This is a genomic window from Bradyrhizobium retamae (assembly GCF_001440415.1).
Taxonomy (GTDB): domain Bacteria; phylum Pseudomonadota; class Alphaproteobacteria; order Rhizobiales; family Xanthobacteraceae; genus Bradyrhizobium; species Bradyrhizobium retamae.
Map to the genome: position 1 here is coordinate 98195 of NZ_LLYA01000113.1, position 26868 is coordinate 125062.

Annotated in this window: 28 protein-coding genes and 1 tRNA gene; 21 read left to right on the plus strand and 8 right to left on the minus strand. The window is 62.8% G+C overall.

Annotated features, from left to right (window positions below):
* The first annotated feature begins 255 nt into the window (after positions 1-255).
* The 7 genes from CQ13_RS15045 to CQ13_RS15075 all read left to right on the plus strand — a co-directional run bounded on the left by CQ13_RS15045 (position 256) and on the right by CQ13_RS15075 (position 6751).
* The gene (locus CQ13_RS15045) at positions 256-1404 is read left to right on the plus strand and encodes a thiolase domain-containing protein (RefSeq protein WP_057843643.1); all 1149 of its coding nucleotides are present in this window, start codon (positions 256-258) and stop codon (positions 1402-1404) included.
* Positions 1404-1793 carry a Zn-ribbon domain-containing OB-fold protein gene (locus CQ13_RS15050; RefSeq protein ID WP_057843644.1) on the plus strand — a complete coding sequence of 130 codons (390 nt, stop codon included), beginning with the start codon at positions 1404-1406 and terminating at the stop codon, positions 1791-1793. Before CQ13_RS15045 ends, CQ13_RS15050 begins: the two co-directional genes overlap by 1 nt.
* Positions 1794-1926: 133 nt before the next feature.
* On the plus strand, positions 1927-2787 hold the full coding sequence (locus CQ13_RS15055) for a MaoC/PaaZ C-terminal domain-containing protein (RefSeq protein ID WP_057843645.1): 861 nt from the start codon (positions 1927-1929) through the stop codon (positions 2785-2787).
* 181 nt (positions 2788-2968) lie between these two features.
* The gene (locus CQ13_RS15060; protein WP_057843646.1) at positions 2969-3847 is read left to right on the plus strand and encodes an SDR family oxidoreductase; all 879 of its coding nucleotides are present in this window, start codon (positions 2969-2971) and stop codon (positions 3845-3847) included.
* A gap of 133 nt (positions 3848-3980) precedes the next feature.
* Complete coding sequence (locus CQ13_RS15065) at positions 3981-4937, plus strand: dihydrodipicolinate synthase family protein (RefSeq protein ID WP_057843647.1); 957 nt, start codon at positions 3981-3983, stop codon at positions 4935-4937.
* Positions 4938-4941: 4 nt separating this feature from the next.
* Entirely contained in the window at positions 4942-5742 is an 801-nt protein-coding gene (locus CQ13_RS15070; protein WP_057843648.1) for an NUDIX hydrolase, read from the plus strand.
* Between the two features lie 85 nt (positions 5743-5827).
* Positions 5828-6751: a DMT family transporter gene (locus CQ13_RS15075; RefSeq protein ID WP_057843649.1), complete on the plus strand. Its 924-nt coding sequence runs from the start codon at positions 5828-5830 to the stop codon at positions 6749-6751.
* 6 nt (positions 6752-6757) lie between these two features.
* Here the strand turns inward: CQ13_RS15075 and CQ13_RS15080 are convergent, their stop codons facing one another.
* Positions 6758-7180, minus strand: coding sequence for a nuclear transport factor 2 family protein (locus tag CQ13_RS15080; protein ID WP_057843674.1), 423 nt, complete (start codon positions 7178-7180; stop codon positions 6758-6760).
* Positions 7181-7263: 83 nt separating this feature from the next.
* On the opposite strand from CQ13_RS15080, the gene CQ13_RS15085 reads away from it, so the two are divergent.
* Both CQ13_RS15085 and CQ13_RS15090 read left to right on the plus strand, forming a co-directional pair.
* Entirely contained in the window at positions 7264-8025 is a 762-nt protein-coding gene (locus CQ13_RS15085) for a helix-turn-helix domain-containing protein (protein WP_057843650.1), read from the plus strand.
* Positions 8026-8144: 119 nt separating this feature from the next.
* The gene (locus CQ13_RS15090) at positions 8145-10823 is read left to right on the plus strand and encodes a PAS domain S-box protein (RefSeq protein WP_057843651.1); all 2679 of its coding nucleotides are present in this window, start codon (positions 8145-8147) and stop codon (positions 10821-10823) included.
* 15 nt (positions 10824-10838) lie between these two features.
* Here the strand turns inward: CQ13_RS15090 and CQ13_RS15095 are convergent, their stop codons facing one another.
* Positions 10839-11189: a GrlR family regulatory protein gene (locus CQ13_RS15095; protein ID WP_057843675.1), complete on the minus strand. Its 351-nt coding sequence runs from the start codon at positions 11187-11189 to the stop codon at positions 10839-10841.
* Positions 11190-11423: 234 nt separating this feature from the next.
* Here CQ13_RS15095 and CQ13_RS15100 point away from each other — a divergent pair, with 234 nt between their 5' ends.
* On the plus strand, positions 11424-11873 hold the full coding sequence (locus CQ13_RS15100) for a hypothetical protein (protein WP_082637484.1): 450 nt from the start codon (positions 11424-11426) through the stop codon (positions 11871-11873).
* 151 nt (positions 11874-12024) lie between these two features.
* On the opposite strand, the gene CQ13_RS15105 is transcribed toward CQ13_RS15100, so the two are convergent.
* Positions 12025-12408, minus strand: coding sequence for a VOC family protein (locus tag CQ13_RS15105; RefSeq protein WP_057843652.1), 384 nt, complete (start codon positions 12406-12408; stop codon positions 12025-12027).
* A gap of 298 nt (positions 12409-12706) precedes the next feature.
* Here CQ13_RS15105 and CQ13_RS44425 point away from each other — a divergent pair, with 298 nt between their 5' ends.
* Together CQ13_RS44425 and CQ13_RS15115 are read left to right on the plus strand one after the other, a co-directional pair.
* A complete protein-coding gene (locus CQ13_RS44425; RefSeq protein WP_057843653.1) occupies positions 12707-13297 on the plus strand; it encodes a hypothetical protein in 591 nt (196 codons plus the stop codon).
* A 138-nt stretch (positions 13298-13435) separates the two neighbouring features.
* Positions 13436-13918 (plus strand): hypothetical protein, encoded by a 483-nt coding sequence (locus CQ13_RS15115; protein WP_057843654.1) that lies wholly within the window; start codon positions 13436-13438, stop codon positions 13916-13918.
* 13 nt (positions 13919-13931) lie between these two features.
* On the opposite strand, the gene CQ13_RS15120 is transcribed toward CQ13_RS15115, so the two are convergent.
* Entirely contained in the window at positions 13932-14306 is a 375-nt protein-coding gene (locus tag CQ13_RS15120) for a hypothetical protein (protein WP_057843655.1), read from the minus strand.
* A 980-nt stretch (positions 14307-15286) separates the two neighbouring features.
* Here CQ13_RS15120 and CQ13_RS15125 point away from each other — a divergent pair.
* From CQ13_RS15125 to CQ13_RS15145, 5 genes are all read left to right on the plus strand, one after another.
* On the plus strand, positions 15287-16243 hold the full coding sequence (locus CQ13_RS15125; protein WP_057843677.1) for an alpha/beta hydrolase: 957 nt from the start codon (positions 15287-15289) through the stop codon (positions 16241-16243).
* 306 nt (positions 16244-16549) lie between these two features.
* Positions 16550-16894, plus strand: a complete 345-nt coding sequence (locus CQ13_RS15130) for a hypothetical protein (RefSeq protein WP_057843656.1) — start codon at positions 16550-16552, stop codon at positions 16892-16894.
* Between the two features lie 844 nt (positions 16895-17738).
* Positions 17739-18056 (plus strand): ArsR/SmtB family transcription factor, encoded by a 318-nt coding sequence (locus CQ13_RS15135; RefSeq protein ID WP_057843657.1) that lies wholly within the window; start codon positions 17739-17741, stop codon positions 18054-18056.
* Positions 18053-18538 carry an SRPBCC family protein gene (locus tag CQ13_RS15140; RefSeq protein ID WP_057843658.1) on the plus strand — a complete coding sequence of 162 codons (486 nt, stop codon included), beginning with the start codon at positions 18053-18055 and terminating at the stop codon, positions 18536-18538. The genes CQ13_RS15135 and CQ13_RS15140 overlap by 4 nt, the downstream gene beginning before the upstream one ends.
* Before the next feature lie 131 nt (positions 18539-18669).
* Positions 18670-19035, plus strand: a complete 366-nt coding sequence (locus CQ13_RS15145) for an MAPEG family protein (protein ID WP_347337041.1) — start codon at positions 18670-18672, stop codon at positions 19033-19035.
* A gap of 399 nt (positions 19036-19434) precedes the next feature.
* Here the strand turns inward: CQ13_RS15145 and CQ13_RS15150 are convergent, their stop codons facing one another.
* The 3 genes from CQ13_RS15150 to CQ13_RS15160 all read right to left on the minus strand — a co-directional run bounded on the left by CQ13_RS15150 (position 19435) and on the right by CQ13_RS15160 (position 20850).
* Positions 19435-20178 (minus strand): sulfite exporter TauE/SafE family protein, encoded by a 744-nt coding sequence (locus CQ13_RS15150; protein WP_057843660.1) that lies wholly within the window; start codon positions 20176-20178, stop codon positions 19435-19437.
* 292 nt (positions 20179-20470) lie between these two features.
* A tRNA-Arg gene (locus CQ13_RS15155) sits at positions 20471-20547 on the minus strand.
* Positions 20548-20595: 48 nt separating this feature from the next.
* The gene (locus CQ13_RS15160; RefSeq protein WP_057843661.1) at positions 20596-20850 is read right to left on the minus strand and encodes a hypothetical protein; all 255 of its coding nucleotides are present in this window, start codon (positions 20848-20850) and stop codon (positions 20596-20598) included.
* A 330-nt stretch (positions 20851-21180) separates the two neighbouring features.
* On the opposite strand from CQ13_RS15160, the gene CQ13_RS15165 reads away from it, so the two are divergent.
* From CQ13_RS15165 to CQ13_RS15175, 3 genes are all read left to right on the plus strand, one after another.
* Positions 21181-21627, plus strand: coding sequence for a hypothetical protein (locus CQ13_RS15165; protein WP_057843662.1), 447 nt, complete (start codon positions 21181-21183; stop codon positions 21625-21627).
* A gap of 157 nt (positions 21628-21784) precedes the next feature.
* Positions 21785-22660, plus strand: a complete 876-nt coding sequence (locus CQ13_RS15170) for a DMT family transporter (RefSeq protein ID WP_057843663.1) — start codon at positions 21785-21787, stop codon at positions 22658-22660.
* 131 nt (positions 22661-22791) lie between these two features.
* A complete protein-coding gene (locus tag CQ13_RS15175) occupies positions 22792-24528 on the plus strand; it encodes a methyl-accepting chemotaxis protein (protein ID WP_057843664.1) in 1737 nt (578 codons plus the stop codon).
* A gap of 217 nt (positions 24529-24745) precedes the next feature.
* Here the strand turns inward: CQ13_RS15175 and CQ13_RS15180 are convergent, their stop codons facing one another.
* Positions 24746-25405, minus strand: a complete 660-nt coding sequence (locus CQ13_RS15180; RefSeq protein WP_057843665.1) for a peroxiredoxin — start codon at positions 25403-25405, stop codon at positions 24746-24748.
* A 485-nt stretch (positions 25406-25890) separates the two neighbouring features.
* Here CQ13_RS15180 and CQ13_RS15185 point away from each other — a divergent pair, with 485 nt between their 5' ends.
* Positions 25891-26430, plus strand: a complete 540-nt coding sequence (locus CQ13_RS15185; protein ID WP_245309186.1) for a hypothetical protein — start codon at positions 25891-25893, stop codon at positions 26428-26430.
* The last annotated feature ends 438 nt before the right edge of the window (positions 26431-26868 follow it).

Sequence of the window (26868 nt, forward strand, 5' to 3'; positions counted from 1 at the left end):
CCCTGCGCCCTCTCGACAAGGAGGGGCAAGCGATCAGGTACAACTCGGGCGCGTCGCGCCGCGAGAACGCGGCGTCGTGAAACGTGAAGCCGAACGGCGGGCGCGCGCTCCGGCCTGATAAGATTTCCGCCGATAATCATCCCGACTTGAGTCTAGTCGCTACGCTCTCGCCCGGCGGAATATTTCCGCGCTTGCCAAGGGGGCGGCGACAGGCCAGAAAACTTTCGGAAAGAAGAAACGCCAACGGAGAACGATTTGACCATCAAAGGCAAAGCCTACATTGCCGGGATCTACGAGCATCCCACCCGGCACGCACCCGATAAATCAACGGCACAGTTGCACGCGGAGGTCGCCAAGGGCGCGATCGAGGATGCCGGGCTCACCAAAGCCGATATCGACGGCTATTTCTGCGCCGGTGACGCTCCCGGCGGCGCCTGGCCGATGGTCGATTATCTCGGATTGAAGGTGCGCCACGTCGATTCCACCGAGACCGGCGGCTGTTCCTATTTGATCCATCTCGGCCATGCGGCTGAGGCGATTGCCGCGGGCAAATGCTCGATCGCGCTGGTCACGCTCGCCGGCAAGCCGCGCACTGGGGTGATGCCGCCGCGCGCAGCGGGCGCTGAGGCTGATTTCGAGGCGGCCTATGGCGCCACCACCCACAATGCCTATGGCATGTGTGCCATGCGCCATATGCACGACTACGGCACCACCAGCGAGCAGCTCGCCTGGATCAAGGTCGCGGCCTCCCACCACGCCCAGTACAATCCGCACGCGATGCTGAAGGAGGTCGTCACCGTCGACGACGTCATCAACTCGCCGATGATTTCGGACCCGCTGCACCGGATGGACTGCTGCGTCGTCACCGATGGCGGCGGCGCAATGATCGTGACCACGCCGGAAATCGCCAAAAGCCTGAAGAAGCCGCTGGTGCGCTTGATCGGTCATGGCGAGGCGATGAAGGGTCCGCGCGGCGGCAAGGATCTCGATCTCACTTATTCCGCCGGCGTCTGGTCCGGCCCGCGCGCCTTCGAGGAAGCTGGCGTGACGCCAAAGGATATCAAGTACGCCTCGATCTACGACAGCTTCACCATCACGGTGCTGATGCAGCTCGAAGACCTCGGCTTCTGCAAGAAAGGCGAGGGCGGCAAGTTCGTCGCCGACGGCAACCTGATCTCCGGCGTCGGCAAGCTGCCGTTCAACACCGATGGCGGCGGCCTGTGCAGCAATCACCCGGTCAACCGCGGTGGCATGACGAAAATTTTGGAAGCCGTCCGCCAGTTGCGCGGCGAAGCGCATCCGAAGGTGCAAGTACCGAATTGCGACCTCGCGATCGCCCATGGCACCGGCGGTCTTCTCGGCGTGCGTCACGCCGCCTCAACCTGCATTCTGGAGCGCGTGTGATGGCTGAAGCAAAGAAATATCCGGCGCCGGTGACCAACCCCGAGACCGCGCCGTTCTGGGAAGCCGCCAAGGCCGGCAAGTTCATGATCAAGCGCTGCACCGCTTGCGGCGAGGCGCACTACTTCCCACGCTCGATCTGCCCGTTCTGCTTTTCGGACAAGACGGTGTGGGAGGAAGCTTCCGGCGAGGCGACGATCTACACCTACAGCCTGATGCGGAAGTCGCCGACCGGTCCGTATGCGATCGCCTATGTGACGCTGAAGGAAGGACCGTCGCTGCAGACCAACGTCGTCGATTGCGATCTGGAGAAGATCAAGATCGGCCAGAATGTGAAGCTGGTGTGGAAGCCAACCGACGGCGCCCCACTGCCGTTCTTCACGGCGGCTTGACGGAATTGTCCGAGCTGCGCGCCAAACAACAGGTCGTCATCCCCGCGAAAGCGGGGATCCAGCAAACGCCGGTGGTTACTGGACCCCCGCTTTCGCGGGGGTGACGAGAAGCGAATGGGGAGAGCATTCAAACATGCCGATCAACTACGAACAGCTCATGGCCCTGAAAAATCTTGGCCAGAAATACGCCTATACCGATCGCGAGGTGATGCTCTACGCCTATGGCATCGGCATGGGCGCCGATCCGATGGACGAGAACGAACTCGCCTTCGTCAACGAGGGCACGCTGACGCCGCGCCCCTTGAAGGTCGTGCCGACCTTCACCTCGGTGGCGGCCTGGGGCTCAAGCCCCGGCGAAATGAACCTCAACCGTGTCATGGTGGTCGACGGCGAGCGCGACATCACCTTCCACAAGCCGCTGCCGAGCGCGGCCAAGATCACGGCCGACTCCACCGTGCTCGACGTCTTCGACAAGGGCAAGGACAAGGGCGCGGTCATCCGGCACCAGACCGTGTTGAAGGATGAGAACGGCGAGAAGCTGGCGACGCTCGTCGCCTCGCGTTTCGCCCGCGGCGACGGCGGTTTTGGCGGCCCATCCGAAGGCCAGCCCGAGCCGCACAAGGTTCCGAACCGCGCGCCCGACAAGATCGTCGATATCACGACGCGCCCGGACCAGGCGCTGGTCTACCGCCTCTGCGGCGACCGCAATCCGCTGCACTCGGATCCCGAGTTTGCGAAGAAGGCCGGCTTTCCGCGGCCGATCCTGCACGGCATGTGCACCTACGGCATCACCTGCCGGGGCGTGCTGCAGACCTACGCCGATTACGATCCGTCGGCCTTCAAGCAACACGTCGCGCGCTTTTCCTCGCCGGTCTATCCCGGCGAGACCGTGACGATGGAGATGTGGAAGGACGGCAACGTCGTCTCGTTTGAAGCCAAGGTGAAGGCGAGGGGCGTCGCTGTCATCAAGAATGGCAAGACGGTGCTGGGCTAGAGCGGCGAGGCGGTGCGCTCCCTCGCCCCGCTCTTGCGGGGAGAGGGTCGGGGTGAGGGGTCTATCCGCTAGTCCTATCTCACCGGTGAGACCTGTACCCCTCACCCGGATCGCAAGGGCGATCCGACCTCTCCCCGCAAGCGGGGCGAGGTTAAGGAAGAAACCGAAACGGAGAAACACCATGGGATTGCTCGACGGCAAGGTAGCCATCATCACCGGTGCAGGCGGCGGGCTCGGTGAGGCCTATGCCAAACTGTTCGCGCGCGAGGGTGCGGCGGTCGTGGTCAACGACCTCGGCGGTCCCCGCGACGGCTCCGGCGCCGACGTCTCCATGGCGCAGAAGGTAGTCAACGCCATCAAGGAAGAGGGCGGCCGTGCCGTTGCCAATGGCGCCGACATCTCGACCATGGCCGGCGGGCAATCGGTGTTCGACGACGCCATCAAGAATTTCGGCCGCGCCGACATCCTGGTGAACAATGCCGGCATTCTGCTCGACGAAACCTTCGCCAAGGCCAATGAGGCCAATTGGGACAAGGTGATCAGGGTGCATCTCAAAGGCACCTTCTGCTGCACCCAGCCGGTGTTCAAATGGATGCGCGAGAATGGCGGCGGCGTCATCGTCAACACCTCCTCGACCTCGGGCTTGATCGGCAATTTCGGCCAGACCAACTATGGCGCCGCCAAGGGCGGTATCTGGGGACTGTCGAACGTGCTGGCGATCGAGGGCCGCAAGTACAATATCCGGGTCTGGACGCTGGCTCCGGGAGCGTTGACCCGCATGACCGCAGATCTGCCGCGGTATAAAGAGAATCCCGACGCCGCGCTCGGCCCAGACGGCATCGCGCCGGCCGTGCTATACATGGTCAGCGATTTGTCGGGCGACCAGACCGGCAAGGTGCTCGGCGTCTCCGGCCCGCGCGGGGTGCGCGAGATGCGGATGATGGAAATGGAAGGCTGGAAGCCTCCGTTCACGGGCTGGAAAGCCGAGGACATCGTGACCCACGCCAAGGAGATCTTCTTCTCCGAGGAGCAGATCAAGATGGGCGCACGAAGGTTTTGATGTTACCCGTCGTTCCGGGGCGCGTAGCGAACCCCAATGCGCCATTGCGCATTGGGGAACCTCGAGATTCTCAGGTGCGCAACTGCGTCGATGCTGCGCATCGCCCCGGAATGACGAAATAGGATAGAGGTTTATGACAAAACTCACCGCCCAGGCCGCCGGCACCTTCGCAATCGCGCCAACGCCGTTCCACGATGATGGCCGCATCGACGAGAAATCCATCGACCGGCTGACCGACTTCTACGCCGATGTCGGCTGCGACGGCGTCACCGTGCTCGGCATTTTGGGTGAGGCGCCGAAGCTCGATGCTGATGAAGCCGAGCAGGTGGCGATCCGCTTCGTCAAGCGCGCCAAAAACATGCAGATCATCGTCGGCGTCTCGGCGCCGGGCTTCGCCTCGATGCGCTCGCTGGCGAAGGCGTCGATGGACGCCGGCGCCGCCGGCGTGATGATCGCGCCGCCGCCACATCTGCGCACCGACGACCAGATCACGGGCTATTTCAAGCAGGCACAGGAAGCGATCGGCGACGACATTCCCTGGGTACTGCAGGACTATCCGCTGACGCTCAACGTCATCTTCACGCCCGCCGTGATCCGCAAAATCGTGATGGATAGCCCGTCCTGCGTGATGCTCAAGCACGAGGACTGGCCGGGCCTGGAGAAGATCACGACGCTGCGTAATTTCCAGAAGGACGGCTCGCTGCGGCCGCTGTCGATCCTGGTCGGCAATGGCGGACTGTTCCTCGACTTCGAAATGGAGCGCGGCGCCGACGGCGCCATGACCGGCTACGCTTTCCCGGAACTGTTGATCGACGTCGTAAAGCTGTCGAAAGCCGGCAAGCGCGACGCCGCTCACGATCTGTTCGACGCGCATCTGCCGCTGATCCGTTACGAGCAGCAGCCTGGCGCGGGCCTGTCGGTGCGCAAATACGTGCTGCAGAAGCGCGGCATCATCTCCTCCAGCGCGCAGCGCAAGCCCGGCGCGACGATTACGGCAACCGCAAAGGCCGAAGTCGATTATCTGCTGTCGCGGGTGGCGCGCGTCGACCGCCGCGCCAACCTGCAACCGCAATCCAGCGCGGCGGGCTAGTCATATGGCCGAAGTCGTCGCCCCGCGTCCTGCATCCACGATCCTGCTGCTGCGCGACAGCGCGGAGCGTAAGGAAATCGAGGTCTTCATGATGGTCCGCCATTATGAGATCGACTTCAATTCCGGCGCGCTGGTATTTCCCGGCGGCAGCGTCGACAAGGGCGATAAGGAGATCATCGCGCGGCCCGAATTCTATTCGGGCGGCGAGGGGCTCGATGAGGCGACCTTGAGCTTTCGGATTGCCGCGATCCGCGAAACGTTTGAGGAAAGCGGCATCCTGCTGGCGCGGCCGAAGGGGGCGACGGCTCTGGTGGATGCCAAGCGCGCCAGCGAGATCGAGGCCGCGCATCGCGCCGACCTCTGCGACAGCAAGATCAGCTTCCTCCAGGTACTGGCCGACAACGGCATGGTGCTGGCGCTCGACGAACTCGTTCCCTACGCGCACTGGATCACGCCGGAGGGCATGCCGAAGCGGTTCGACACCTGGTTCTTCCTTGCCGCCGCGCCACCGGAACAGGTCGGCGCCCATGACGGCAGGGAATCCACCGACTCGATCTGGGTGTCGCCGCGCGAGGCGTTGGAGGGCGGCGAGAGCGGGCGCTTCAAGCTGCCGTTCCCGACCACCCGCAACCTGATCAAGCTCGGCAAGCAGGCTAGCGTGAAAGCTGCGCTCGACGACAGCCGCGGCAAATCGGTCATCACCGTGACACCGGTGATGACCAGGAACAATGGCGGCCGCCAGCTTCGCATCCCGCTCGAAGCCGGCTATGACGGTGACGTGTTCGAGGTCGGCTCCGTCGGCTGACACACTTCGACACATAACGAAGTATTTTGCGTGCCCGCGCTGTAGGTTGCGCTTCGACAGCAATCGAGAGCGAGGTCGGCAACGCATGGACGAAGCACATCCGCGACCTCCCGCTATGGCGACCGAACTGGCGCTCCTGCTCGCGCTCGCGACACTGTGGGGCGCCTCGTACACCTTCATCCGGATCGGCGTCGCCACCATCCCGCCGATCACCCTGATCGCGGGCCGCACGCTGATTGCCGGGCTGCTCCTGCTCATCATTATGCGTTGGCGCGGCGTGCGAATGCCGGTGGATGCCGCGACCTGGCGGCGATTCCTGTTTCAGGCTTGCCTCAACAGCGTCATTCCGTGGACCATGGTCGCCTGGGGCGAGCGGGCACTGGAGGCAGGCCTTGCCACCATCCTCAACTCCACCGCGCCGATTTTCACATTTTTCCTGACGCTCGCAATCACACGCCACGAGGCCGTGACGTCGCGGAAACTGCTCGGCGTCATTGCCGGGATGGCCGGCATCTGCCTGATCGTCGGGGTGCAGGCTCTCTCAGGCTTCGGCGAGGAACTGACGGCCCAGATCGTGATGGTGCTCGCCGCTATCGCCTACGCGGGCGCGGCGATCTTCGGCCGGAGCTTCAAGGATCTTGATCCGATGGTGCCCGCGGCAGGGTCGTTACTATCAGGCGCGGCGATCCTGATTCCGGTGAGCCTGGTCGTGGAGCAGCCGTGGACGCTAGCGCCGTCGATCGATTCGGTGCTGGCGCTGCTAGCGCTCGCGGTATTTTCCACGGCGCTCGCCTTCGTGATCTATTTCCGCCTGATCCAGACCCTGGGATCGGTCGGCACCACGGCTCAAGCCTATCTACGGGTACCGATCGGTGTCGCGCTGGGCGTTGTCTTCCTCGGCGAGCAATTGAGGGCGACGGCATGGATCGGCCTCGTCTGTGTTGTGATCGGCGTCGCGGCGATGACCATCCCAGCGCGAAAAACCGGTGCGGCCGGAAAGGCCGCCTGAACAGGCTCATGTGAGGAAGGCGTCAACCAGCGCCTGGTCCTGGTCGTAGACCCAGCATTCCCCTAGCAGTCCGTCGCGCACAGCGTACACCAGCAGGCGCTCGACCTCGGCCGTCTTGCCGTCGCGCTCAAAACGCTCTCGGACCAGCAGCGCGCCACGTTCGGGACCGGCCATAATGTCGACGATGGCGAGCAGCTTGCGATTTGTGCGCCTCGTGACCTCGGTCAGGACGCCGAGCGCGGCGGCCTTGCCCGAGTGGTCGCCGGCGAGCGGGTTGCGGCCGAAATAATGCAGCGTGAAGTCGTCGTGATAGCAGGTGGCGAGCGCAGCGCGGTCGCCTGCGAGCCATGCCTTAGCATAGCGGCGGACGGCCTGCCGCGTGTGCTCGATTGCTGCTTGGTTCTCGATTCCAGATCGATTACTTTCCATTGTCCTCACCTCGCTGATCTCCGACATCTCCAAGACTAGATCGACCGGACCATGCGGGCTTTCAGAAACTGGCTATTGGCGCAATGGCAGCCGCGAAACTGATCGGGTGGGGCGCTCGCGTGCTGTATCTGGGCCCGGCCTTCGGCTTGACACCGCACCGGAATGCGACCGCCGTCCTTGCCGTGGCGCTCGATGGACCGCTGGAGGTCGCCGAGGATCCCGCGGATCACATGACGCGGTATCACGTGGCCCGCAGCGTGCTAATCCTGCCCAACAGCCTCCATCATCTCCGCATCGAACGGGGGCGGATGGCGTTCCTCTACGTCGATCCGCTAGGGCGCGACCTCCGCGCGCTGATCGCCCGTATGACAAATCCGACGCTGCGTGGGGCCTTCGACCTGAGGGAGGAGGCCGCCGTGATCGAACTGATGACGAAGCTGGCCGAGGACCGCATCGGCCGGCAGGAGGGCTGCGCCTCGCTCGGTGAACTGCTGGGCGTGGGGACGCACAAGCGAGCCACGACGCGGATTGCCGCAGCGCTGCGGCATATGCGGGACGAGCCACACCTTGCCCACCGGCTGACCACGCTGGCGGCCCGGGCCGGCCTTTCGCCGTCGCGGTTTCTTCATCTGTTCAAGGCGGAGACGGGGGTACCGCTGCGGCGCTACCGCATCTGGAATCGGATGGGCGCGGCCGTTCGCGCCTGTGGCGAGGGCGCATCCTTGACGGAGGCCGCCCATGCCGCCGGATTCGCCAGCTCGTCACACTTTTCCAGCGCATTTCGCGAGATGTTCGGCATGATGCCGTCGGACTTAGCCAAAGCCCTGCAAGCGGGGGCGGACTGACCCCGGCCAGCCGTTCGGCCGCGTAGCTCATATCCGGCTATTAACCACCCGCCGGCATGTTCCCCACGGGCCGAAATACATCGTATATTGCGCCCGATTGGAGCCCGGCCCCGACCCACATGACCGCTGAAACGCCGCCGAATTCGCCGCCGCGATCGTTCTCGCTTTCGATCGGCCAACTGACATTCGGCAGTTTCATGCTGGTGCTGGCGGTGATCATCATCACCTCGACCGCCAGCGTCATCGCCATCCGCCACATCGATTCGACCTTTGCCGAGTTGCAGCGGCTGCAGAGCGTCGGCGACCTGGCCGAGGATATCGACCGCCGCATGAACGAATTGCGGCTGGCGGCGCGGGATTTCGTCACTGATCGCGGCAACCAGTCGCTCCAGGTTGGCGAAGCCGCCAACGCGCTCGGCGAGATCCTGAAGAAGACGCGGCTGGAGCTCGCGCCAGAGCAGCAGGACATGATCGACGGCGTCACCGAGCGCCTGGCAACCTACCGCACCGGTATCGAGCGGATTTCCGCGCTGATCAACCGCCGCGCCGAGATGATCGTCGCGTTGCCGCCCTTGCGCGAGCAATTCGATACGGCGATCTCCGAGGCGTCCGATCCCCACCTTGCGATGGCCCTGGCTCAGACGCAGAGCCGGATCGCTTCGGCGCTGCTGGCGCATAACCCTTCGGCGGCTGAACAGGCTGCGGAAAGCATGCGCTCTATGACGATCGCGGACTCAAAGCTGCGCGCGATCGTCGACGATTATGCGCTGGCGATCGTCAACATATCGATCCGCGAACGACAGATATCTGACATAGACAGGGAAGTGCTCGGTGCGGAGGGCCGCCTGATCCAGCGCGTCACCGAATTGTTGCGCGACGTTAGCGAGCGGCGGGGGCGCGTCCTCTCGCGCGAATTTGCGAGGACCCTGACGGAGGCGAAATGGCAGAGCATCGTTCTCGGCACTGCCGGCGTCCTGATCGGGCTGTTCGCGTCGCTGCTGGTGGTTAGGCGCACCGTACGTCCGCTTGCCGCGATCGCAGGCTCGATCCGCGCGGTAGCCGGCGGCGAGAAGAACGCCTCGATCCCGGCGACTGACGTGGACAACGAGATCGGCGACATCGCCCGCGCGGCCGAAGTATTCCGGCAAACGCTGGTCGATGCCGACACCGCACGCGAGGCGGCGGTGCGTGCGCTCGCCGAACAGCGGCTTGCGGAGGAAAGTTACCGCAAGCTGTTCGAATCCTCGGTAGATGGAATTTACGTCACGACGCCCGGCGGCGCGCTGCTGAACGCCAACCCGGCGCTGGCGCGGATGATGGGCTATGCCACGCCGCAGGATCTGATCAACGGCATCGGCGACATCGCGGATACCGTTTACGTTCAAGCCGAAGCGCGGGCGGAATACGCCCGGCTGATGCAACGCGACGGCATGATCCGCGAATATGAATACCAGGTTCGCACCCGCACTGGCGCGGTGCTCTGGCTCTCCGACAGCGCCAGCGCGGTGCGCAACGAAGCGGGGGAGATCGTCCGCTACGAAGGAACGGTGCGTGACATCACCGACCAGAAGCGTGCCGAGGATGCGATCGCCGAAGGTCGCCGCCTGCTGCAAATGGTGATCGACACCGTGCCTGCGGTCATCAACGTCAAGGATAAGCAGCTCCGCTACGTCCTGATGAACCGCTATATGGCCGGCATTTTCGGGGTCGAGCCGGGGTATGCGATCGGCCGCACCACCGCCGAGTTGATGTCGCGCTACGGCGCGGGAAAGACCGACGAACCCGACAAGCGGGTGCTGGCGGTCGGCAAGGAACTCGGCTTCTACGAGGAAGAATACAAGGACGCGTCCGGCCATATGCGGCAATGGCTGGTCAACAAGCTGCCGATCCTGGATGCGGCCGGCGAGATCGAGAACATTGTGACGGTTGCGCTCGACATCGGGGAGCGCAAGCGCGTCGAATCCGAGATGCGCAAGGCCAAGGATGCGGCGGAGGGAGCGCTACGGAACCTGCGTGAGACGCAGAATTCGCTGATCGAGGCGGAAAAGCTCGCCGCGTTGGGACGGCTGGTGGCCGGCGTAGCCCACGAGGTCAACAACCCCGTCGGCATCAGCCTGACGGTGGCGTCCGCGTTGGAGCGAAAGACGTCGAACTTTGCGGCAGAGGTCGCCCGCGGCGAGTTGCGGCGTTCCAGCCTGAACGATTTTCTCGATACCAGCCGCTCGGCGTCGTCGCAGCTTGTCGCCAATCTCAACCGCGCCGCCGAGCTGATCCAGTCGTTCAAGCAGGTGGCCGCCGACCGCAACTATTCGGACCAGCGCACCTTCGATCTCGGCGACCTCACCGAGCAGGTGGTGATGTCGTTGCGGCCCGGCCTGCGCAAGCACAATCTGACGCTCAACGTCGAGTGCCAGCCCAACCTGATGATGAACAGCTATCCCGGGCCGTACGGACAGGTGCTTACCAACCTGTTCCTCAATTCGGTGGCGCATGCCTTCCCAGACGGCAAGCCGGGCACGGTTGATATCCAGGTGCGGGAGTCCGGCAAGGACAATGTCGAGATCATCTTTTCAGACAACGGCATCGGCATGAGCCTCGATGTCCGCCGTCGCGCCTTCGATCCGTTCTTCACCACGCGGCGCGATCAGGGTGGCACCGGGCTCGGCCTTCACATCGTCTACAGCATCGTGACGACCCGCCTTGGCGGCAGGCTCGACCTCGATTCCGAACCGGGCGGCGGCACGCGCATCCAAATGATCCTGCCGCGCACGGCGCCGCTGGAGCAGGCGGCGGAATAGGCGCGCGCCCGGCCGCTAGTTGATATCGGCCAATTTGTGCAATGTGGCGCCGAAGATCTGGCTCGCTTTGCCGACGAGCGCGGTTCCATTCATGCTGCCGCGGGTGTCGGTGAAGGTTCCGGATACGCCGATGCCGACCGGGGCGGGGCCGCCGAACAGCGGATTGTCGTTGTCGCGCGGGGTGGTGTGACGCTGGACCAGGACCTCGCCCTTGAAGGTGTCGCCCTTCACTGTGTAGCTGCCGGTATAAAACAGATAGGCGTCGCCGCCGAGAATCTGGCCGTCCCGGAACAGAATAACGCCGCTGCCCTTGCCGGTGCGCCCATCCAGCAGGGTGACGTGGATCGAATAGAGCCCGTTCTTCATGGCGTCCCAGATGCCGGCGTCCGCGCCCACGGAAGCTGGTTATCATTTATGCCAAAGCGTGGCCCATAGCGTCAACGCGTCAGGTTGCCTGCCGATTCCCGTGCAGTAAGCAAACCCGGAGCGTACCGCCCGGGCGTGACGTGAGGGTGACGGGCGGTGAACCGAATCAAGTTGGCCCGTGAAATGCATAGTGCTCTTCGGCACCGGCCGGTGGGTGCAGGAGCAGAGAAACAGGTGACCAACTGGATCAATTCCGGCGGCCACGTTGCGCGCCGACACACAGAAAAAAACTTCCGTGAAACTACGGCCCGCCATCGTGTGGGCCGCTGGAGAGAGCCGCTGATCATCGGCAGCGTGTTGCTGATGTTGCCGCTGGCATCCGCTCCCGGCGAAGCCCGCGATCCTGACGGCCGTTATGCCAACTCACCGCTGAAGCAGTGGTTCGACAGCCTAAGGAGTGGAAAGGGATCGTGTTGTTCCGATGCTGATGGCAGCGCCGTCAGCGACGTGGATTGGGAATCGAAAGGCGGACGCTACCGCGTTCGCATCGACGGCGAGTGGTACGACGTGCCTGAAGATGCCGTCATCACCGAGCCGAACCGGGTAGGGCGAACCATGGTCTGGCCGATCCGCGGCTATCAGGGATTGAGCATTCGCTGCTTCATGCCGGGATCGATGACGTAAGCTAGTCTCAATCCTCATCCGGAGGAGCCGCGCCAGCGGCGTCACGAAGGATGTAGGCCCGCCTGTGGCCTCATGGTTCGCGCGGCGATGCGCAGCATCGTCTGGAGGCGCGCGTGCCGCGCTCCTCACCACCGTGAGGAGCAAACGGTGCTCATGTATACTTCTTGTCGCGTTCGAGCAGTTCGATCGAGATGCCCTGCGGCCCACGGATGAAGCAGATGCGAACGCCAGGACGTATGGTGGTCGGTTCCTTCGTGAACTCGACGCCCTTGGCCTTGATCTCGGCGGCGACCGCGTCGATGTCTTTCACAGTCAGGCCGAAATGGTCGAGCCCCTGATAGGGCGTCACCGGCGGCGGGTTGACGCCGTCGCTGGCGGCAACGGGTGCGATGAACACGTTGGCGCCGCCGAGTTTGACGTCGATCCGCCCCGGGCCACGGACGATCTCGCCGCCCAGAATGTCTTCCAGCCACGCGGCAGTCGCTTCAGGATCGGGGCTGCGCAAATGCACATGGTCCCAGGTAACGGTCGGCATCTCGATCGGTCTCCCCACTATTGTTGTTGCGGCGCTGAAGGTCAGTTGCGACGCGGCGGCCGATGAAGCCGCCAGTCAATCCACAGCTCTATGCTGCAAGCCTTATCTTGCAAGCCTTGCACCGCCGCCGCAATATTGTCGAGGTGGCATGAAACCATTTCTGCGCTGGATGATTGTTGACGGGCGGCAGGATCCGTACAGCGGCGGTCGTGACAGAAGCCGTACGGGAAAAACGCCCGTATGGCTTTTTTCATGCGCGGCACAGCAATCGCCGGCGCTGCCGGGTGAGGGCGAGGGTATGAGAATCGCCGGGTGGTCGTTCGGAAAGTTCGAAGCGCGGCTTGCCGTGCTGCCGGCCATCGCTATCGTTGGATGCGTCGTATGGTTGATGCTCCCGCAAGCGAGCGATGCCGAAAGCCGTTCGGCGGCGACGCCGTCTGAAGTTGCCGCCGTCACGCAAGGCACGGATGATCCGGCCGCGACTCAGGCGACCATGCCGACCCCGGGGCCGTCAGCTTCCACCGATCCCAACCAGGCGTTTAGCGCGACGCTGCCTCTCGACATCGCGCCGCCAGAGACGGTCGCCCCTGCCACGTCGCCGCTCGACGGCCTGAAAATCATCTCGCAGTCATGGCGAAGGGGCGGGCTTGGCTCGAAAGCGCTGGTAACCTTCACGCTTCGCAATACCAATGACTACGCGGTGAGGGATATCGAGATCGCCTGCAATTTCATCCGCCGGGACGGCAGCCATCTGACCGCCCGCAGGCGGATCATTCCCGATACCGTGAACATGAAGAGCCGGAAACGATACGCCGGGATGCTGGTCGGGTTCGTCAACGTCAACGCGAATAAGGCGAAATGTTCACTGGTGACGGCCAGCCGCGTTTAACCCTGTGCGGCCGAACTCACCTTTCATCTCTAAAATGTGACCTGCGCCTTTGAACCTTGCAAGTTGAGCAGGAACTAAACGCTATATGGCCCGTTGGGCGATTAAACCGCGCGCCGTTCGCGCGGGGGAGCAAGACCAATGCCTGTGGCGCGTTATTTCCTGTTTGTCGGCGGAGTGCTGCTCGCGCTGTTGGTGGCGATCGATGCGTTTGTCCCACAACAGGCGGTCGTGGCTAGCCAGGGCGTTTCTTCGCTCGACAAGACCGTGGTGCGCATTCGTTCCGACCAGAAGCTGCCGGAGCGGGTGGTGTTTGACACCAGCCTTCCGACCATTGTTCCGGCGCCGTCCGTGACCGCCCAAGCCGTTGCGCCGTCCGCGCCTGCCGTGACCCCCGCAGCCCCTGCCTCGGCCGACACCGCCGCTCAGGCCCGTGCGCGGGAGACGTTTGCCCAGTACGTCCCGGCGGAGGCGAAGAAGCCGGAGCCGCCGGCCCAGCGCAAGCGCAAGGTGGCAAGAAGCCGCCCGGCGCCGCCGATGCAGTTCGCGCAGCCGCCGCAAATGCGGGTTGCGCAGCAGTCACAATTTGGCTTCTTCGGTGGCCCGAGCTGGAACACCTGGTAAGCGCCCCGCCTGATCAGCGCGGTAGTTTCGGGATCTTGTCCGCAAAACCATTATAGCAGGTCAACCGTTCGTCTTCCTCCTTGACGAACCGACAGTCATTGACGCCCTTCGCCGCCGGCGCTTTTGGTTTGGGCTGTGGCGCATAAATGGCGTCGTAGCAATTCAGGCGTTCCTTGGTCGCGTCGTCGATGTCCTGGCAAGCCTGCAACTTTTGGGCGACCGACAAAGGTTTTTCTTTCTTGCCCGCCGTCGGATTCTTCGACCCGACCACAACCAGCGGTTTGCCGCCGATGGTGGGAGGATTGGCCGGGGCGGCCGGGGTACTCGTTCCCTGAGCCAGCGCCGCCGCCGGATACAGGATCGCCAGCGTCAGGATGATCTTTCTCATATCGAAATGTCCGAATAGCCGTAAGCTGAACCAGCGCCGCTGGGAGAACCACAACTCCCGACCCTCGGAATCGAAAGTCCCGCCGGGCGCCTGCGTTCTCTAGCATCATCCCCGAGCGTCTGTCTAACCCGTTGATTTAATAGCCATTCAATTGGGCCTGCGACGGTCTGGAGGGGGCAGCCGGCCTTGACGTCCGCTGCAGGCGCGCTGCGGACGCTCCATCGGCGTCGTCCATGGCGAGGCGGCCGCGAACCGAGCCATTGCAGAAGGGCTATGTCGGCTGATTGCGCAACGCTGTGGCCATTCGATCGAGAATGTCGGCAGCGGACCAGCGCGCATCCTGATTGGATTCAGTGCGGCCATCTACGAGACCATGGAACGGTCGCAATGGATCGCGGCAAATCCCAAGGGTGTCCTCGCCACGAAAAGGATGGGCCTGCTAAGAGTGCACACCTTGCGTCGTTGAGAACGTCGCCTAGCTTCGCGAGCAATCGCATCAGTGGGGTTCAGGCGCAGATCTAGCGCAGGCGATAGGCGTCAAATGCGTGGGCCAGGAATATGCCGATGCTGACGAAGACGAGGACTGCCGTTATGACCTCGGTCATAGCCTTCCTCCCTGTATTGCCATGCCGAGAAGGGCACGCTTGAGAAACTCGCGGTAGATGAGGTTGAGGACCGATACGAACATGATCTAACCCCTCGTTTGATGGCGGGACCCTAGCAGCTCTCTGTTTCCGGAGCGCTTCGCGGCGGCGTAGAATGGTTTCGTCGCGCCGGCTCGCGATCACAGAAACGCGACGGAACCGGAACCATCCAAAACAAACCGTGTGAGCGATCGGCTCGCCCTTTTCTCGCCATCCTAATTCAGGAGACGTGCGGGCGGTGCTACGGGGCAATGTTCCCAAAGGTCCTACGTGATCATCCGACATTTGCAGCAAAACGAGACTTTTAGGTCGCGCCGCGCGTTCCTGCGCGGAATTGTGTCTTCGGCCAGCGCACTTGCGCTCGGCGGATGCGCCAGCCTTGGCGCGACGGGCGCACGTTACGACGCTTCGTCGCTCTCGGTGGAGCCGACATTGCTGGTCGCAACCACGCGCAAGCCGGTGAGCGGTGGGCGAGCGAAGCCGTGGTTCGGGTCGGAGCGGGCTTCGAAGATGATCGTGGCACGGGCGAAGCTGGTGCCGCCCGACGAGAATCGTTTCTCTCTCGCCGCAGCCGGACTAGGCGATTGGCGTCTCGATACGGTCGAGCCGGTATCGGGAGAGGTCGGTGATCTTCTCGGGCAAACCAGCGGCGGCTCGGACGTGCTGATCTACGTGCACGGTTTCAAACAGACGTTCGAGACGGCGGCGCTCGATGCCGCGCACCTCGCCGATGGCGTTCGATTCCGCGGCCAGACAATGGTCTTCTCCTGGCCATCCAAGGCCGGACTGTTCGACTATGCCTATGACCGCGACAGTGCGATGTACTCCCGCGACGCCTTCGAGCGCGTGCTGCATTCCCTCGCCACCGCCCCGAGCGTCGGCCGCGTTCACATCGTCGCGCACAGCATGGGGACCATGCTGACCCTCGAAGGGCTGCGTCAGCTCTATGCGCGATATGGCGACAGCGTTGCCGGCAAGATCGGGGCCGTGGTATTCGCCTCACCGGACATCGATATGGATGTGTTCTCTTCGGCGACCCAGAATATCGGACCACTCACCCGCAAGATTACCGTCGTCGCCTCGACGAATGATCGCGCGCTTGCGTTGTCGGGACGATTGGCCGGTGGGATGACGCGCGTCGGCGCCGCCGAGAAGGCCACTATCGAGCAGCTCGGCGTGCGCGTCATCGATGCGTCCGATTCAGGCTGGGGCATCATCAACCACGATCTGTTTCTATCCAATGCCGAAGTACGGAAGGTGATACGCCGCTCGATCGATACATCGGCCGCGTGAGCTCGCTTTCGGCGCAACTGCATCGTACGGCAACATGATGACGCCCGTCCATCGCCGGCAAGCGACCATCACAACGTCACGGTGTCGTCACCCATAATCTCGCCAAATTGACGGAACAATTATTCGTGGCCGGCACGGTGGTGCCCGGTCTCGCCTCGAACTGCTCAACGCTTGATTGCTCAACGTCCGCAACGCCGACCGGTTGTCGGCGCGCGATGCTTTGCGAGTCGATCGGGGAGATCTGGGGCGACGGCGGGCGTTTGCCGGCGATCCAGATTGTTCAGTTGTTACAGAGGAATAAAAATCATGCGTCAAGCCACATCCAAGGCCGCGGCAGGTTCGTGCGCGAACCATCGACAGGTGCTATCACTCGCGGCGGGCGCCGCCTTGCTCGCGGGCGTCACTACGGCTCACGCGCAGAGCACGGGCATCGCCTCCTGCGACGACTTCCTGACCAAGTATGACGCCTGCGTCGTCTCCAAGGTCCCCGAGGCACAGCGCGCGATGTACAAGACGCAGATCGACCAGACGCGCAAGGCGTGGGTCGATATGGCCAAGAACCCGTCGACCAAGGCGACCATGGAAGCGACCTGCAAGCAGACCCTGGACGCGACGAAGGCATCGCTCACGGCCTATGGCTGCTCGTTCTGATCGGCGCCTGCCCCGCTGAAGAGGAATGGCGCCTAGCGCCATTCCTTGAAGGCGGGCGGGCCGAACCGGGAGGCGCGAGGCTGATGATAACGGCATGACGCGCTTTTCGGAACTTCGATCGAACGAGATGTGCTGCACTCGCGCGCGCTTATCCGGATTAACCCCTTGTTAACCATAACGCCCCAACATTGCCGCCCATAAGGAGTCGCCACCGACCGTAGTTCGAGGGCGCGATTGACCGTTCATCTTGGGGGCGAGCACAGGCTCGCGGGGCTCCAAGGAGCAACGTCATGTCATCATCTGGCGTACGCCTGCTGTCCGATTTCGTCCCGGCGATTTTCGGAGCACTTGGTTTGGGTATTCCGATCGCGGTTGCGATCATCTGGATTTGTTCCTGATCGATATGCCGCTTGGCTTCGAGGTTCGGCCATGCGGGGCTCGGCGTGCCCCGTCAGGCTCGAAACGGTGTGCCGCGGCCGATGAAGATGGGCACTATTGCTTCGCCGTGGCGCTATGAAGCCCGCCGCCCGCCGCGCGCTTCGATCGGCTAATCTGTGACGGGCTGCGATTTCTTACTCCGCCTATACTGGGCTTAGGTGCAACTGTCCGCCGATTCCGTGCCCGTAACAGAGGTGGGTCGGCCTGGCCCTCTCGGCGAGCGACGCCTCGTCGCCAAGATGCCGCTCGACGACGTCTCCGCCTCTTCGTCGCGGAAGAGATCAAGGAAACCCGTGGTGCCGGTCGAACTCCGCTAAACCCTCAATTCGAACCCGCCTAACGTCGCCGCGTCGCGCCCCGAGTGGCTCCGATTGACAATACCATCAGTTTATACTAATCATAAGCTATGACTGTTGATAGCGCCCAATTGGCCTCCCTTGGCGACCCGACCCGCCGCGCGATATTCGAGCTGATCGCAGAACACCCGCGCTCAGTCGCGGAGATTACCCGGCAGGTTTCGGTCTCGCAGTCGGCTGTTTCCCAGCACCTCAAGGTGCTGCGCGAATCCCGACTGGTTCGTTCCGAGCCAAAGGGTGCGAGCAACGTCTACCACATCGATCCACACGGGCTTGGCCAGATGCGTGCTTGGCTCGACCGGTTCTGGAGCAAAACGCTGGCGGCCTACAAGGTCGCCGTCGAGCAACCACCAGAGGAGCCACAATGAACGCTCATATATCAGTTGCGTCCGTGAAGCAGTCCGTCGTGGTCGAGGCGCCGATCGAGCGCGCATTCAAAGTCTTCACCGAGGACTTCGGCAGTTTCAAACCGCCCGAGCACAACATGCTCGCTGTCCCGATTGCCGAGACGGTGTTCGAGCCTCGGGTCGGCGGCTACCTTTATGATCGTGGCGTCGACGGCAGCGAGTGCCGCTGGGCGCGCGTGCTGGCCTACGAGCCGCCCGACCGGGTGCTCCTGAGCTGGGACATCAGCCCGCAATGGCAGATCGAGACCGATCCGGACAGGACGAGCGAGTGGGAAGTGCGCTTCACCGCCGAGACGGCTGACCGCACCCGCGTCGAGATCGAGCACCGGAATCTGGAGCTCCACGGCAAAGGCTGGGAAAGCGAGCGCGACGGAGTTGCCGGCGATCAGGGTTGGCCGCTGTACCTCAAGCGGTATGCCGACCTGTTGGCCCGCAAGGCCTGACGGCCGCATGTCAACCGGCTCGGAGCGGGGACCGTGAATCGGCCCGAAGACGGCGAGTGGTCGCCGGGCGGAACTGGTCAGGCTGGTTCAGCAGAGGATTTGCTATGCCATACTATGCTGCGATCGTCTCGTTGCTCACTGTGGCGTTCCATTTCTTCCTGGCCACGCGCGTCGCGGCGGCACATGGAAAGTTTAACGTGAAGCTTCCGACAACGACCGGTAATGCCGACTTCGAGCGCGTGTTTCGCGTGCACATGAACACGCTCGAATGGATGCCGACCTTCCTGTTGCCGCTGTGGCTTTGCGCGATTTATCTGAACGACATCGCGGCCGCGATGCTCGGACTCGTCTGGATTGGCGGACGTGTATTGTACTTCACTGGCTACATCAAAGCTGTGGAGAAGCGTCTGCCCGGGTTCTTCATCCAATCGACCGCATGCGCCTTGCTGTTCGTCGGCGCCGTTGTCGGCATCGTCCTGCACGGAACAAGCGGTTGATCGGCGTCGATGGTGGTGTTGCGGTGACAGTGCACTCAACTCGACAACTTGACCACGTCAATCGAAGGCCCGGCCGAAGTTGGCGGCGATTGCGTGTACCGGAGTGAGGCGCCGCGGCCGATGAAGATAGGCACTATTGCTTCGCCGTGGCGCTATGATGCAGCATCCAATCCTGCGCCGCCGCGCCAATCTTGCCGGACCCTGCCGCCGGTTCTGCGAGAATCCACTCCGACCACACCGTGTCGCGGGACGGTGAACCGCGCGACGTTGGAATACCGCATGTGAACATGCGATTGCGTCTTGGGTGCGTCGTCTTGAGATAACGCAAGACCCGTCGCGCTCAGTGAAACGGAGTCGCACGACAAGATGATCGCGGTCACATCGAGATGGCGCGGCTGGTTACTGCAAGAAAAGGCCTGCCAAGTTCACGAGGCTGAGTCCCGCAAGGACAATGCCAACCAAGGTCAACGTGACGGGCGTTGACAGGATGCGCAACAGATAGCCCGCAAGCGGTGCAGCCAGCGCGCCGCCGATGATAAGTCCGAGCACGAGCTGGCCATAGAGCGCGAAATCCAACTTCGTCAGAAAGGCGGCTGAAACGCTCAGAGTGACAAAGAATTCGGCCGCATTCGCCGAACCCACCGTGCGACGTGGATTGTCGCCGGCGGCAACCAGCGTCGCGACGACCAGCGGTCCCCAGCCGCCGCCCCCGATTGCGTCCAGAAAGCCGCCGCCGGCGCCCACGAGTGGTGTCGGCGGCCGCCACTGATCCAGCTTCCATCCGGCCACACGTGCGAGGATCAGCACTGACATGGCGCTTAGATAAACTGTGACAACGGGCTTGATGATGGTTTCGGGAATACCGGTCAGCACATAAGCGCCGAATACACCGCCGCAGACGCCGGCGATCGCCACCTTGAAAAATAATCTCCAGTCAACGTTCTTGTTCCAGACATGCGAAACGCCCGAAATCGCGGTGGTGACGACTTCCGCGGCATGAATGGCTGCACTGGCAATGGCGGGTGAAACTCCTGTGGCAATCAGGCTTGAGCTTGCGATCACTCCAAACGCCATGCCGAGGGCTCCGTCGACCATTTGCGCGACGAAGCCGATCGCGATCAGAGTGAGAAACTGAACGTCCATCGATTGGCAATCCCCGGCCTGGGTCTCGCGTGGTCACGTGGGTTATAGAGGAGGCGCGCCTCTCTCGTCAGGTGTCGATGGCGCTTTTGACACGTTTTCGCGCAAGCGGCGGTTCGCACAGAAGCGTGCCGGTGGCGCTCACCACGGCATTCGCAAGGCAGCCGCGATTGCGGGGGAAACGCTTGACCGGGACTTATATCAGACGGACGTCGACGTACCCGGCAGCCAGCTAGCGAAACAGCGGGATCGAACAGGTGCTCCAGTCGTGGTGGTGATCCAGTCTGCTTCGGCGTGGCGCGCTCGGAGAGATTCGAACTCCCGACCCTCGGAATCGAAATCCGATGCTCTATCCAGCTGAGCTACGAGCGCCTGCGCTGGCTCGTATCAGACTTGGCCTGACAGAGCCAGTAGCGGAGGTTAGTAGCAGGGATGCCGCCGGCGGTCCTGGCCGATATAGGCGGCCGCGCCCTGGCGGCAGAGGATGGTGGAGGGACCGTCATAATAGGCGAAGGTGCCGGGCTGCGGGCCGGGCCCGTAATTGTGCAGGAAGCTGATGGGGTAAGGCAGGCCCCAATTGTGCAGGTGCCGATTATGGCGGGCGTCCGCCAGGTTTGGGGCGAGGGCCGCGGTGCAGAGCAGGGCGGCGGCAACGAAAAACTTTGCTTTGGCCATTTCGATTCTCCGGAGATCCCACTGGAACTGTAGCGATTCGATCTGAACGGGCAGAAATTCGTGCGAAGAAAGCGCGCTAAAACAAGAAGATGGAAGCCTAAGCTGTGATTCGATCGAAGCCTGTACCCCCTGCCATCTTGGCTGAGCCAACGTCCCATTCTAGGAGAATCGGGCGGAAATGCTGCGGAAAGCCATCCTAACGCGCCCATTTTTGGCCTCAAGAGATGCTTAACGAATTCCCAACACAGTCTGGCCAGAGTTCTGTCCGGTCTGACTTCAAGGGCCGACCTATCCGCGTCTAACAAAGGCTACCCGGTTCCCGATCGACCCATGCGCATCACGCCTCTTGCCTTGCTCTCCCTCTCGGTCCTGGTCGCGAGCCCGGCGCGCGCTGACCTGCATATCACGCGCGACCACGGCGGTTATGTCGAGGAGTACAAGGCCAAGTACAAGCGCATCCGCGACCGCAAGGAGCGGGTCATCATCGACGGCATCTGCAACTCGGCCTGCACGCTGGTGTTCGGCATCGTGCCGATGAACAAGATCTGCGTCACGCCGAAGGCGAGCGTTGGTTTCCACCAGGCCTATTACGACAAGGCCTTCACTTTCGGCATCAAGGTCACGAGTGCTGAAGGGACGTCGGACCTGATGTCCTATTATCCGGAAACGGTGAAGGACTGGATCCGCCGCAACGGCGGGCTCACCACCGAGATGAAGAAGATCAAGAACGGCCGCGAGCTCTGGAGGATCGTCGATCCCTGTCCGGAAGAGTGGTGATCGCCCCCTTACCAATCTCGCAAGCCCCCAGAACGTGACTATGCCGCGTTAAGGTCGCTGCGCTTTACAATTCGTTCTTCGATATCTGAAGTCGCGCCGGCGGTCCCGCGTGACCAATCTTGCCGCATAACATGCGATCGGACAACAGGGGCGGCAAATGACTGGCGACTTCGAAAAAATTGCCGCGCGCGCGGCGCCCGCGATCTTCGTTGTGCTCTGGAGCACGGGCTTCATCGGCACCAAATATGTGCTGAACAGCGCCGAGCCGCTGACCTATCTCGCGATCCGAATGGCGTTCGTGGTCGGACTGATGGCGATCATCGTCGTAGTCGCGCGGCCGCGCTGGCCGGATCGCATCGGCATCGCGCACAGCGCCGTCGCCGGCATTCTGGTGCACGGCATCTATCTCGGCGGCACGGCGATCGCGATTGCGCACTCGATCCCGGCGGGGCTCTCGGCTTTGATTCCGGGCCTGCAGCCGATCCTCACCTCGACGCTTGCGAGCCGCTGGCTCGGCGAGCGCGTCACGCCGCTGCAATGGAGCGGATTGCTGCTCGGGCTTGCCGGCGTCGTGCTGATCCTGCACGACAGGCCGATGGGCGGAGAGGCGGGCTGGGGATGGCTCGCCTCGGCCGTCTCGCTGGTCAGCATCACGCTCGGCACGCTGTACCAGCGCCGCTACTGCAGCGCGATCGACTGGCGGTCGGGCAATCTCGTGCAATACGTCGCGGTTACGATCTTGTTCGGTCTCGGCGCATGGCTGTTCGAGACCAATGTCGTGCATTGGACCACCGAGTTCATCCTGGCGCTGGCCTGGCTTGCGGTCGTGCTGTCGATCGGATCGATCGGGCTGCTCTATTGGCTGATCCGGCGCTCGGCCGCGACGTCGGTAGCGAGCCTGTTCTATCTGGTGCCGGCGGTGACGTCGCTGATGGCCTATGTGCTGTTCGGCGAGCGGCTGGACGCGGTCTCGATCGCCGGCATGGCCGCCTGCGCGGCGGCCGTGCTGGTGGTCAACCGCCGCTCAGTTTGAAGTAGAGCGTTCGGCTTTCCTGCACGCATAAATATCGTGAAGCTTATCAGTATTTTCCGTGGGTTGTGCCCATTAAGGCGATCGTAAGCAAAACGGGTCAGATTGGGCGTGAGTTTGGGGGATTTCTCGTTATGACCACGCAATCCACTGGAAAGTTCCTGCCGGCGCTCAAGCTGCGCCTCGGTACCAAGGCTGTCATCTGTGCGATCCTGCTGATCGCGGTGAATACCGCGCTGGTGGTCGGGGCGGCCCATTGGTCGCTGACTTCCGAATTCGGTGACCGGGCGCTGCGGGACATCGAGGTCAATTTGCGCACGCTGGGTCTGGCATTTGCCGAGACCTACAGCGACGCCAAGATCACACTCAAGGACGGGGCGGTCGCCCGGGCCGAAATTCCGAAGATGCCCGAGTTCAAGGACCACGCGATCGTCGATCGCGCGGTGGGCTATGCCGGCGGCAACGCGACGCTTTTCGTCTATGACGACGCCAGCAACCAGTTCGTCCGTCGCACCACCAATGTGAAGAAGGAGAACGGCGACCGCGCCGTCGGCACCCAGCTCGCGGCCGATCACCCCGGGCAGGCAGTGGTGCGCCGTGGAGAGGCCTACCGCGGCCCGGCGACGCTGTTCGGCAAAACGTTCATGACGGCCTACTACCCGATTATGAATCCGGCCGGCAAGGTGATCGGGCTGCTATATGTCGGCATTCCCATGGCTCACTACGAGAGCATGCTGTCGCATGCCATTCAGAACATGGCGATCGCAGCCGGCATTGCCGCGCTGCTGGTGATGATGCTGACCATGCTGATCGTGCGCCGGGTGACCAAGCCGCTGACGTCGGTTACGGCCTCGCTTACCGCTATCGCCAACGGCAACGCCGACGTCGAAATCGACTGCGACGACCGGACGGACGAGATCGGCGAGATTGCGCGTACGCTGGCGGTGTTCAAGAACAATTCGGTCGAACGCCGGCGCTTGCGCGACGAGCAGACCGCGGCTGCCGCGGCCGCTGCCGAGCAGCGCAAGTCGGAATTGCGCAGCTTCGTCGACGAGTTCCAGACCGGCATTGGCGGCATCCTCGACAAGGTGCTGAGCTCATCCAGCGAATTCGAGCGTGTCGCGCGGCAGCTCACCGACACCGCGCGGACTACCGCAAGCCTGTCCGGCAAGTCGGCCGGCGCTTCTGAGACCGCCTCCGAGCATGTCCGCACCGCGGCGGCCGCCTCCGACGAGCTCTCCAGCTCGATCGCCGAAATCACCCGCCGGGTCCAGGAATCGAACGGCATCGCGGCCGACGCCGTCAAGCAGGCCGCCGCCACCGACCAGCGCATCAACGAATTGTCGGAAGCCGGCGCCCGGATCGGCGACGTGGTGAAGCTGATCACCTCGATCGCCGAGCAGACCAATCTCTTGGCGCTTAACGCCACCATCGAGGCGGCGCGGGCAGGCGATGCCGGCCGCGGCTTTGCCGTGGTGGCGCAGGAGGTCAAGAGCCTCGCCGGTCAGACGGCCAAGGCGACGGAAGAGATATCCAGCCAGATCGGCAGCATGCAGCTTGCGACCGAAGAGTCGGTCAGCGCGATCAAGGCGATCGGTCAGACCATCGAGCGCATCAGCGATATCGCCACCTCGATCTCGGCGGCGGTCGAGCAGCAGCGTGGCGCGACCCAGAACATCGCGCAGAGCGTGCGCGCGGCGGCGAGCGGCACGGCCGATGTTGCCGCCAACATCCGTAACGCCGCGCAGGGCGCCGACGAGACCGGCGAGACCTCGAGCCGGATGTTTGCCTCTGCGCAGAATCTGTCGAGCGAAAGCCTGCACCTGAAGGCAGAGGTGGAAAAATTCCTCGACCGCGTTCGCGCCGCCTGACGGAAGAATGTAGGGTGGGCAAGCGCAGCGTGCCCACCACTACTTGCATCGCTCTTGATGATGCGCACGGCGCAAGTGCGCCTTTGCGCACCCTATATTTAACCCGTCATTCCGGCATGGTCCGAAGGACCAGACCCGGAATCTCGAGATCCCCCGATGCGCAATTGCGCATCTGAGGGTCGATGCTTCGCATCGTCCCGGGATGACCGCTGCAGGGTCACTTCGGCTGCGGCACGATCCGGATATAGGGCTTCGGCGCCTTCCAGCCGGCCGGATAGATCGTCTTCGCCTCCTCGTCGCTGACGGAGCCCGCGATGATGACGTCCTCGCCCTGTTTCCAATCGGCCGGCGTCGCGACGCGATGCTTTGCGGTGAGCTGCAGCGAGTCGATCGCGCGCAGGATCTCCTGGAAGTTGCGGCCGGTGGTCATCGGATAGACGATCGTCAGCTTGATCTTCTTGTCGGGCCCGATCACGATCGCGTTGCGGACGGTCTGGTTGTCCGCAGGCGTGCGGGTGAGGGGATCGCCCGAGGTCGAGGCCGGCAGCATCTCGTAAAGCTTGGAGACGTTGTAGTCGGTATCGCCGATCATCGGATAGTTCGGCGCAGCACCCTGCGTCTCCTTGATGTCCTCCGACCATTTTGCATGGCGGTCGACAGGATCGACGCTCAGGCCAATCAGCTTGACGCCGCGCTTGTCGAACTCCGGTTTCAGCTTGGCGAGCAAGCCAAGCTCGGTGGTGCAGACCGGGGTGAAATCCTTGGGGTGCGAGAACAGCATCGCCCAGCTATTTCCGATCCAGTCGTGGAATTTAATTTTGCCCTCAGTGGTTTCGGCTTCGAAATCGGGGGCGACAGCGCCTATCGGAAGTGCCATGGTTTTACCTCATGTTGTTCAAGTTATAGGGAAATTTGCCTTAAGGATTATAGGAGTCTGAAGCCGTTAAGTGAACCGGTTAGCGCAAAAGGTGAGATCCTTCTCCGCGAGCCCGGAACTTTTAGCATCTTCTTTTGATCCGCGCCTCTGCGACGAAAAGGCTCGTTGGTTCCTTGCATTCGACGGAGGAAGGCAGGTTTACGAGCCATCCCCTTGTTCGATCGCGATCTTTTCATAGCCGTTCCACGTTCTTGCCGTCGCTGCCCCGATATTGCCTTTTGTCGCCCGCATCACGCCGGGCCGTTTTTGCACCCGGGAATGCATTGGTCTGAACCGTGACCGACCTCACAGCGACCAATTGGCAACCATGTAAAAATCAGGGAATGCGGGTTTCGAATCGTTAACCGCTCGTTCATGGCCCGTATGGAAATGCTGGACTGGAATTGAAATTGAGAAGTGCAACTATGTCTGCCCTGACTGCTGAAATGTCCCTCCAACCATCCTGCCGCAAGACCGCCGCTCATGCGCTCACGATCGTGCGTGACGGTGTGATCACCGGCGAGGGTCCGACGACCAAGGGCCGTATCCATTTCTCCCGCGCGCTCGATGCCGATGACGCCGCCTGGTGCGCGCGCATCCTCACCGTGAGCGCCGTTGAGCATGAGCCGGTGAGCCGCGCCGAAATCGAAGCGTTGTTCGAAATCAGCGATGCGGCTGCGGAACGCACCGACGACGGACGTTTCGACGATTTGCTGGCCAAGGCGGTCGCCCACCATGCCGCCTCCGAGTCCGGCCTGCCGGTGCCGCCGCGCACGGTGGCGCTGTCGCCGGATACGCCGATCGAGAGCTGGGCGCCGGTGAAGGCCGCCAACATCGACACCAAGGTGCTGGAATGGATCGCCAGCCAGATGCGCGGCAAGCGCCACAGCAATCATCGCCTTGCCGCGCTGGTTGCCACCCTGGTCGGCGCCGCCGCGCTGCCACTCGCGCAACTGCCGGGCATGCTGGATATGGGGCTGCTGTAGGTTCATTCGGGATTGATCGATCTCACGACGGCGGGGTAGTGCCCGCCGGTTTCTTTTGGGACTTCTCGCAATGCCCGCGAGGACGGAGCAATCGGGACGCTGCGGCCCTTCCGCGTCATTGCGAGCGAAGCGAAGCAATCCATGCTTCAACTCAGGGATAGATGGATTGCTTCGCTACGCGCGCAATGACGTGGACATAAATTCGCGATCTCGCGACATGTTGTGCCCGAGGTTTTCATCATCGTTGTCGTTCCTCTTATTCAGAGGGGCGCAGGGAAGACCGGGTGCTGGCTGCACCCGAGGTCTCGTGTGCAATTTGCGCATAAGAACGCGCACACGAGCATACAGGTACAGCGGAAACACTCCGGCCTTCCCTGCGCAATGGCTTTACGGCTTACTTCGTGCTCTTGTGTCCGCAAGATCTGCCAGAATGTGCGA

What these genes read in the sequence shown, in the direction of transcription:
- CQ13_RS15070 (WP_057843648.1), top strand. Translation starts at nt 4,942, where the DNA reads ATGGCCGAAGTCGTCGCCCCGCGTCCTGCATCCACGATCCTGCTGCTG.
- CQ13_RS15075 (WP_057843649.1), top strand. Translation starts at nt 5,828, where the DNA reads ATGGACGAAGCACATCCGCGACCTCCCGCTATGGCGACCGAACTGGCG.
- CQ13_RS15065 (WP_057843647.1), top strand. Translation starts at nt 3,981, where the DNA reads ATGACAAAACTCACCGCCCAGGCCGCCGGCACCTTCGCAATCGCGCCA.
- CQ13_RS15130 (WP_057843656.1), top strand. Translation starts at nt 16,550, where the DNA reads ATGCGTCAAGCCACATCCAAGGCCGCGGCAGGTTCGTGCGCGAACCAT.
- CQ13_RS15185 (WP_245309186.1), top strand. Translation starts at nt 25,891, where the DNA reads ATGTCCCTCCAACCATCCTGCCGCAAGACCGCCGCTCATGCGCTCACG.
- CQ13_RS44425 (WP_057843653.1), top strand. Translation starts at nt 12,707, where the DNA reads ATGAGAATCGCCGGGTGGTCGTTCGGAAAGTTCGAAGCGCGGCTTGCC.
- CQ13_RS15150 (WP_057843660.1), bottom strand. Translation starts at nt 20,178, where the DNA reads ATGGACGTTCAGTTTCTCACTCTGATCGCGATCGGCTTCGTCGCGCAA.
- CQ13_RS15120 (WP_057843655.1), bottom strand. Translation starts at nt 14,306, where the DNA reads ATGAGAAAGATCATCCTGACGCTGGCGATCCTGTATCCGGCGGCGGCG.
- CQ13_RS15160 (WP_057843661.1), bottom strand. Translation starts at nt 20,850, where the DNA reads ATGGCCAAAGCAAAGTTTTTCGTTGCCGCCGCCCTGCTCTGCACCGCG.
- CQ13_RS15180 (WP_057843665.1), bottom strand. Translation starts at nt 25,405, where the DNA reads ATGGCACTTCCGATAGGCGCTGTCGCCCCCGATTTCGAAGCCGAAACC.
- CQ13_RS15115 (WP_057843654.1), top strand. Translation starts at nt 13,436, where the DNA reads ATGCCTGTGGCGCGTTATTTCCTGTTTGTCGGCGGAGTGCTGCTCGCG.
- CQ13_RS15140 (WP_057843658.1), top strand. Translation starts at nt 18,053, where the DNA reads ATGAACGCTCATATATCAGTTGCGTCCGTGAAGCAGTCCGTCGTGGTC.
- CQ13_RS15135 (WP_057843657.1), top strand. Translation starts at nt 17,739, where the DNA reads ATGACTGTTGATAGCGCCCAATTGGCCTCCCTTGGCGACCCGACCCGC.
- CQ13_RS15060 (WP_057843646.1), top strand. Translation starts at nt 2,969, where the DNA reads ATGGGATTGCTCGACGGCAAGGTAGCCATCATCACCGGTGCAGGCGGC.
- CQ13_RS15055 (WP_057843645.1), top strand. Translation starts at nt 1,927, where the DNA reads ATGCCGATCAACTACGAACAGCTCATGGCCCTGAAAAATCTTGGCCAG.
- CQ13_RS15095 (WP_057843675.1), bottom strand. Translation starts at nt 11,189, where the DNA reads ATGAAGAACGGGCTCTATTCGATCCACGTCACCCTGCTGGATGGGCGC.
- CQ13_RS15080 (WP_057843674.1), bottom strand. Translation starts at nt 7,180, where the DNA reads ATGGAAAGTAATCGATCTGGAATCGAGAACCAAGCAGCAATCGAGCAC.
- CQ13_RS15050 (WP_057843644.1), top strand. Translation starts at nt 1,404, where the DNA reads ATGGCTGAAGCAAAGAAATATCCGGCGCCGGTGACCAACCCCGAGACC.
- CQ13_RS15105 (WP_057843652.1), bottom strand. Translation starts at nt 12,408, where the DNA reads ATGCCGACCGTTACCTGGGACCATGTGCATTTGCGCAGCCCCGATCCT.
- CQ13_RS15175 (WP_057843664.1), top strand. Translation starts at nt 22,792, where the DNA reads ATGACCACGCAATCCACTGGAAAGTTCCTGCCGGCGCTCAAGCTGCGC.
- CQ13_RS15170 (WP_057843663.1), top strand. Translation starts at nt 21,785, where the DNA reads ATGACTGGCGACTTCGAAAAAATTGCCGCGCGCGCGGCGCCCGCGATC.
- CQ13_RS15165 (WP_057843662.1), top strand. Translation starts at nt 21,181, where the DNA reads ATGCGCATCACGCCTCTTGCCTTGCTCTCCCTCTCGGTCCTGGTCGCG.
- CQ13_RS15090 (WP_057843651.1), top strand. Translation starts at nt 8,145, where the DNA reads ATGACCGCTGAAACGCCGCCGAATTCGCCGCCGCGATCGTTCTCGCTT.
- CQ13_RS15085 (WP_057843650.1), top strand. Translation starts at nt 7,264, where the DNA reads ATGGCAGCCGCGAAACTGATCGGGTGGGGCGCTCGCGTGCTGTATCTG.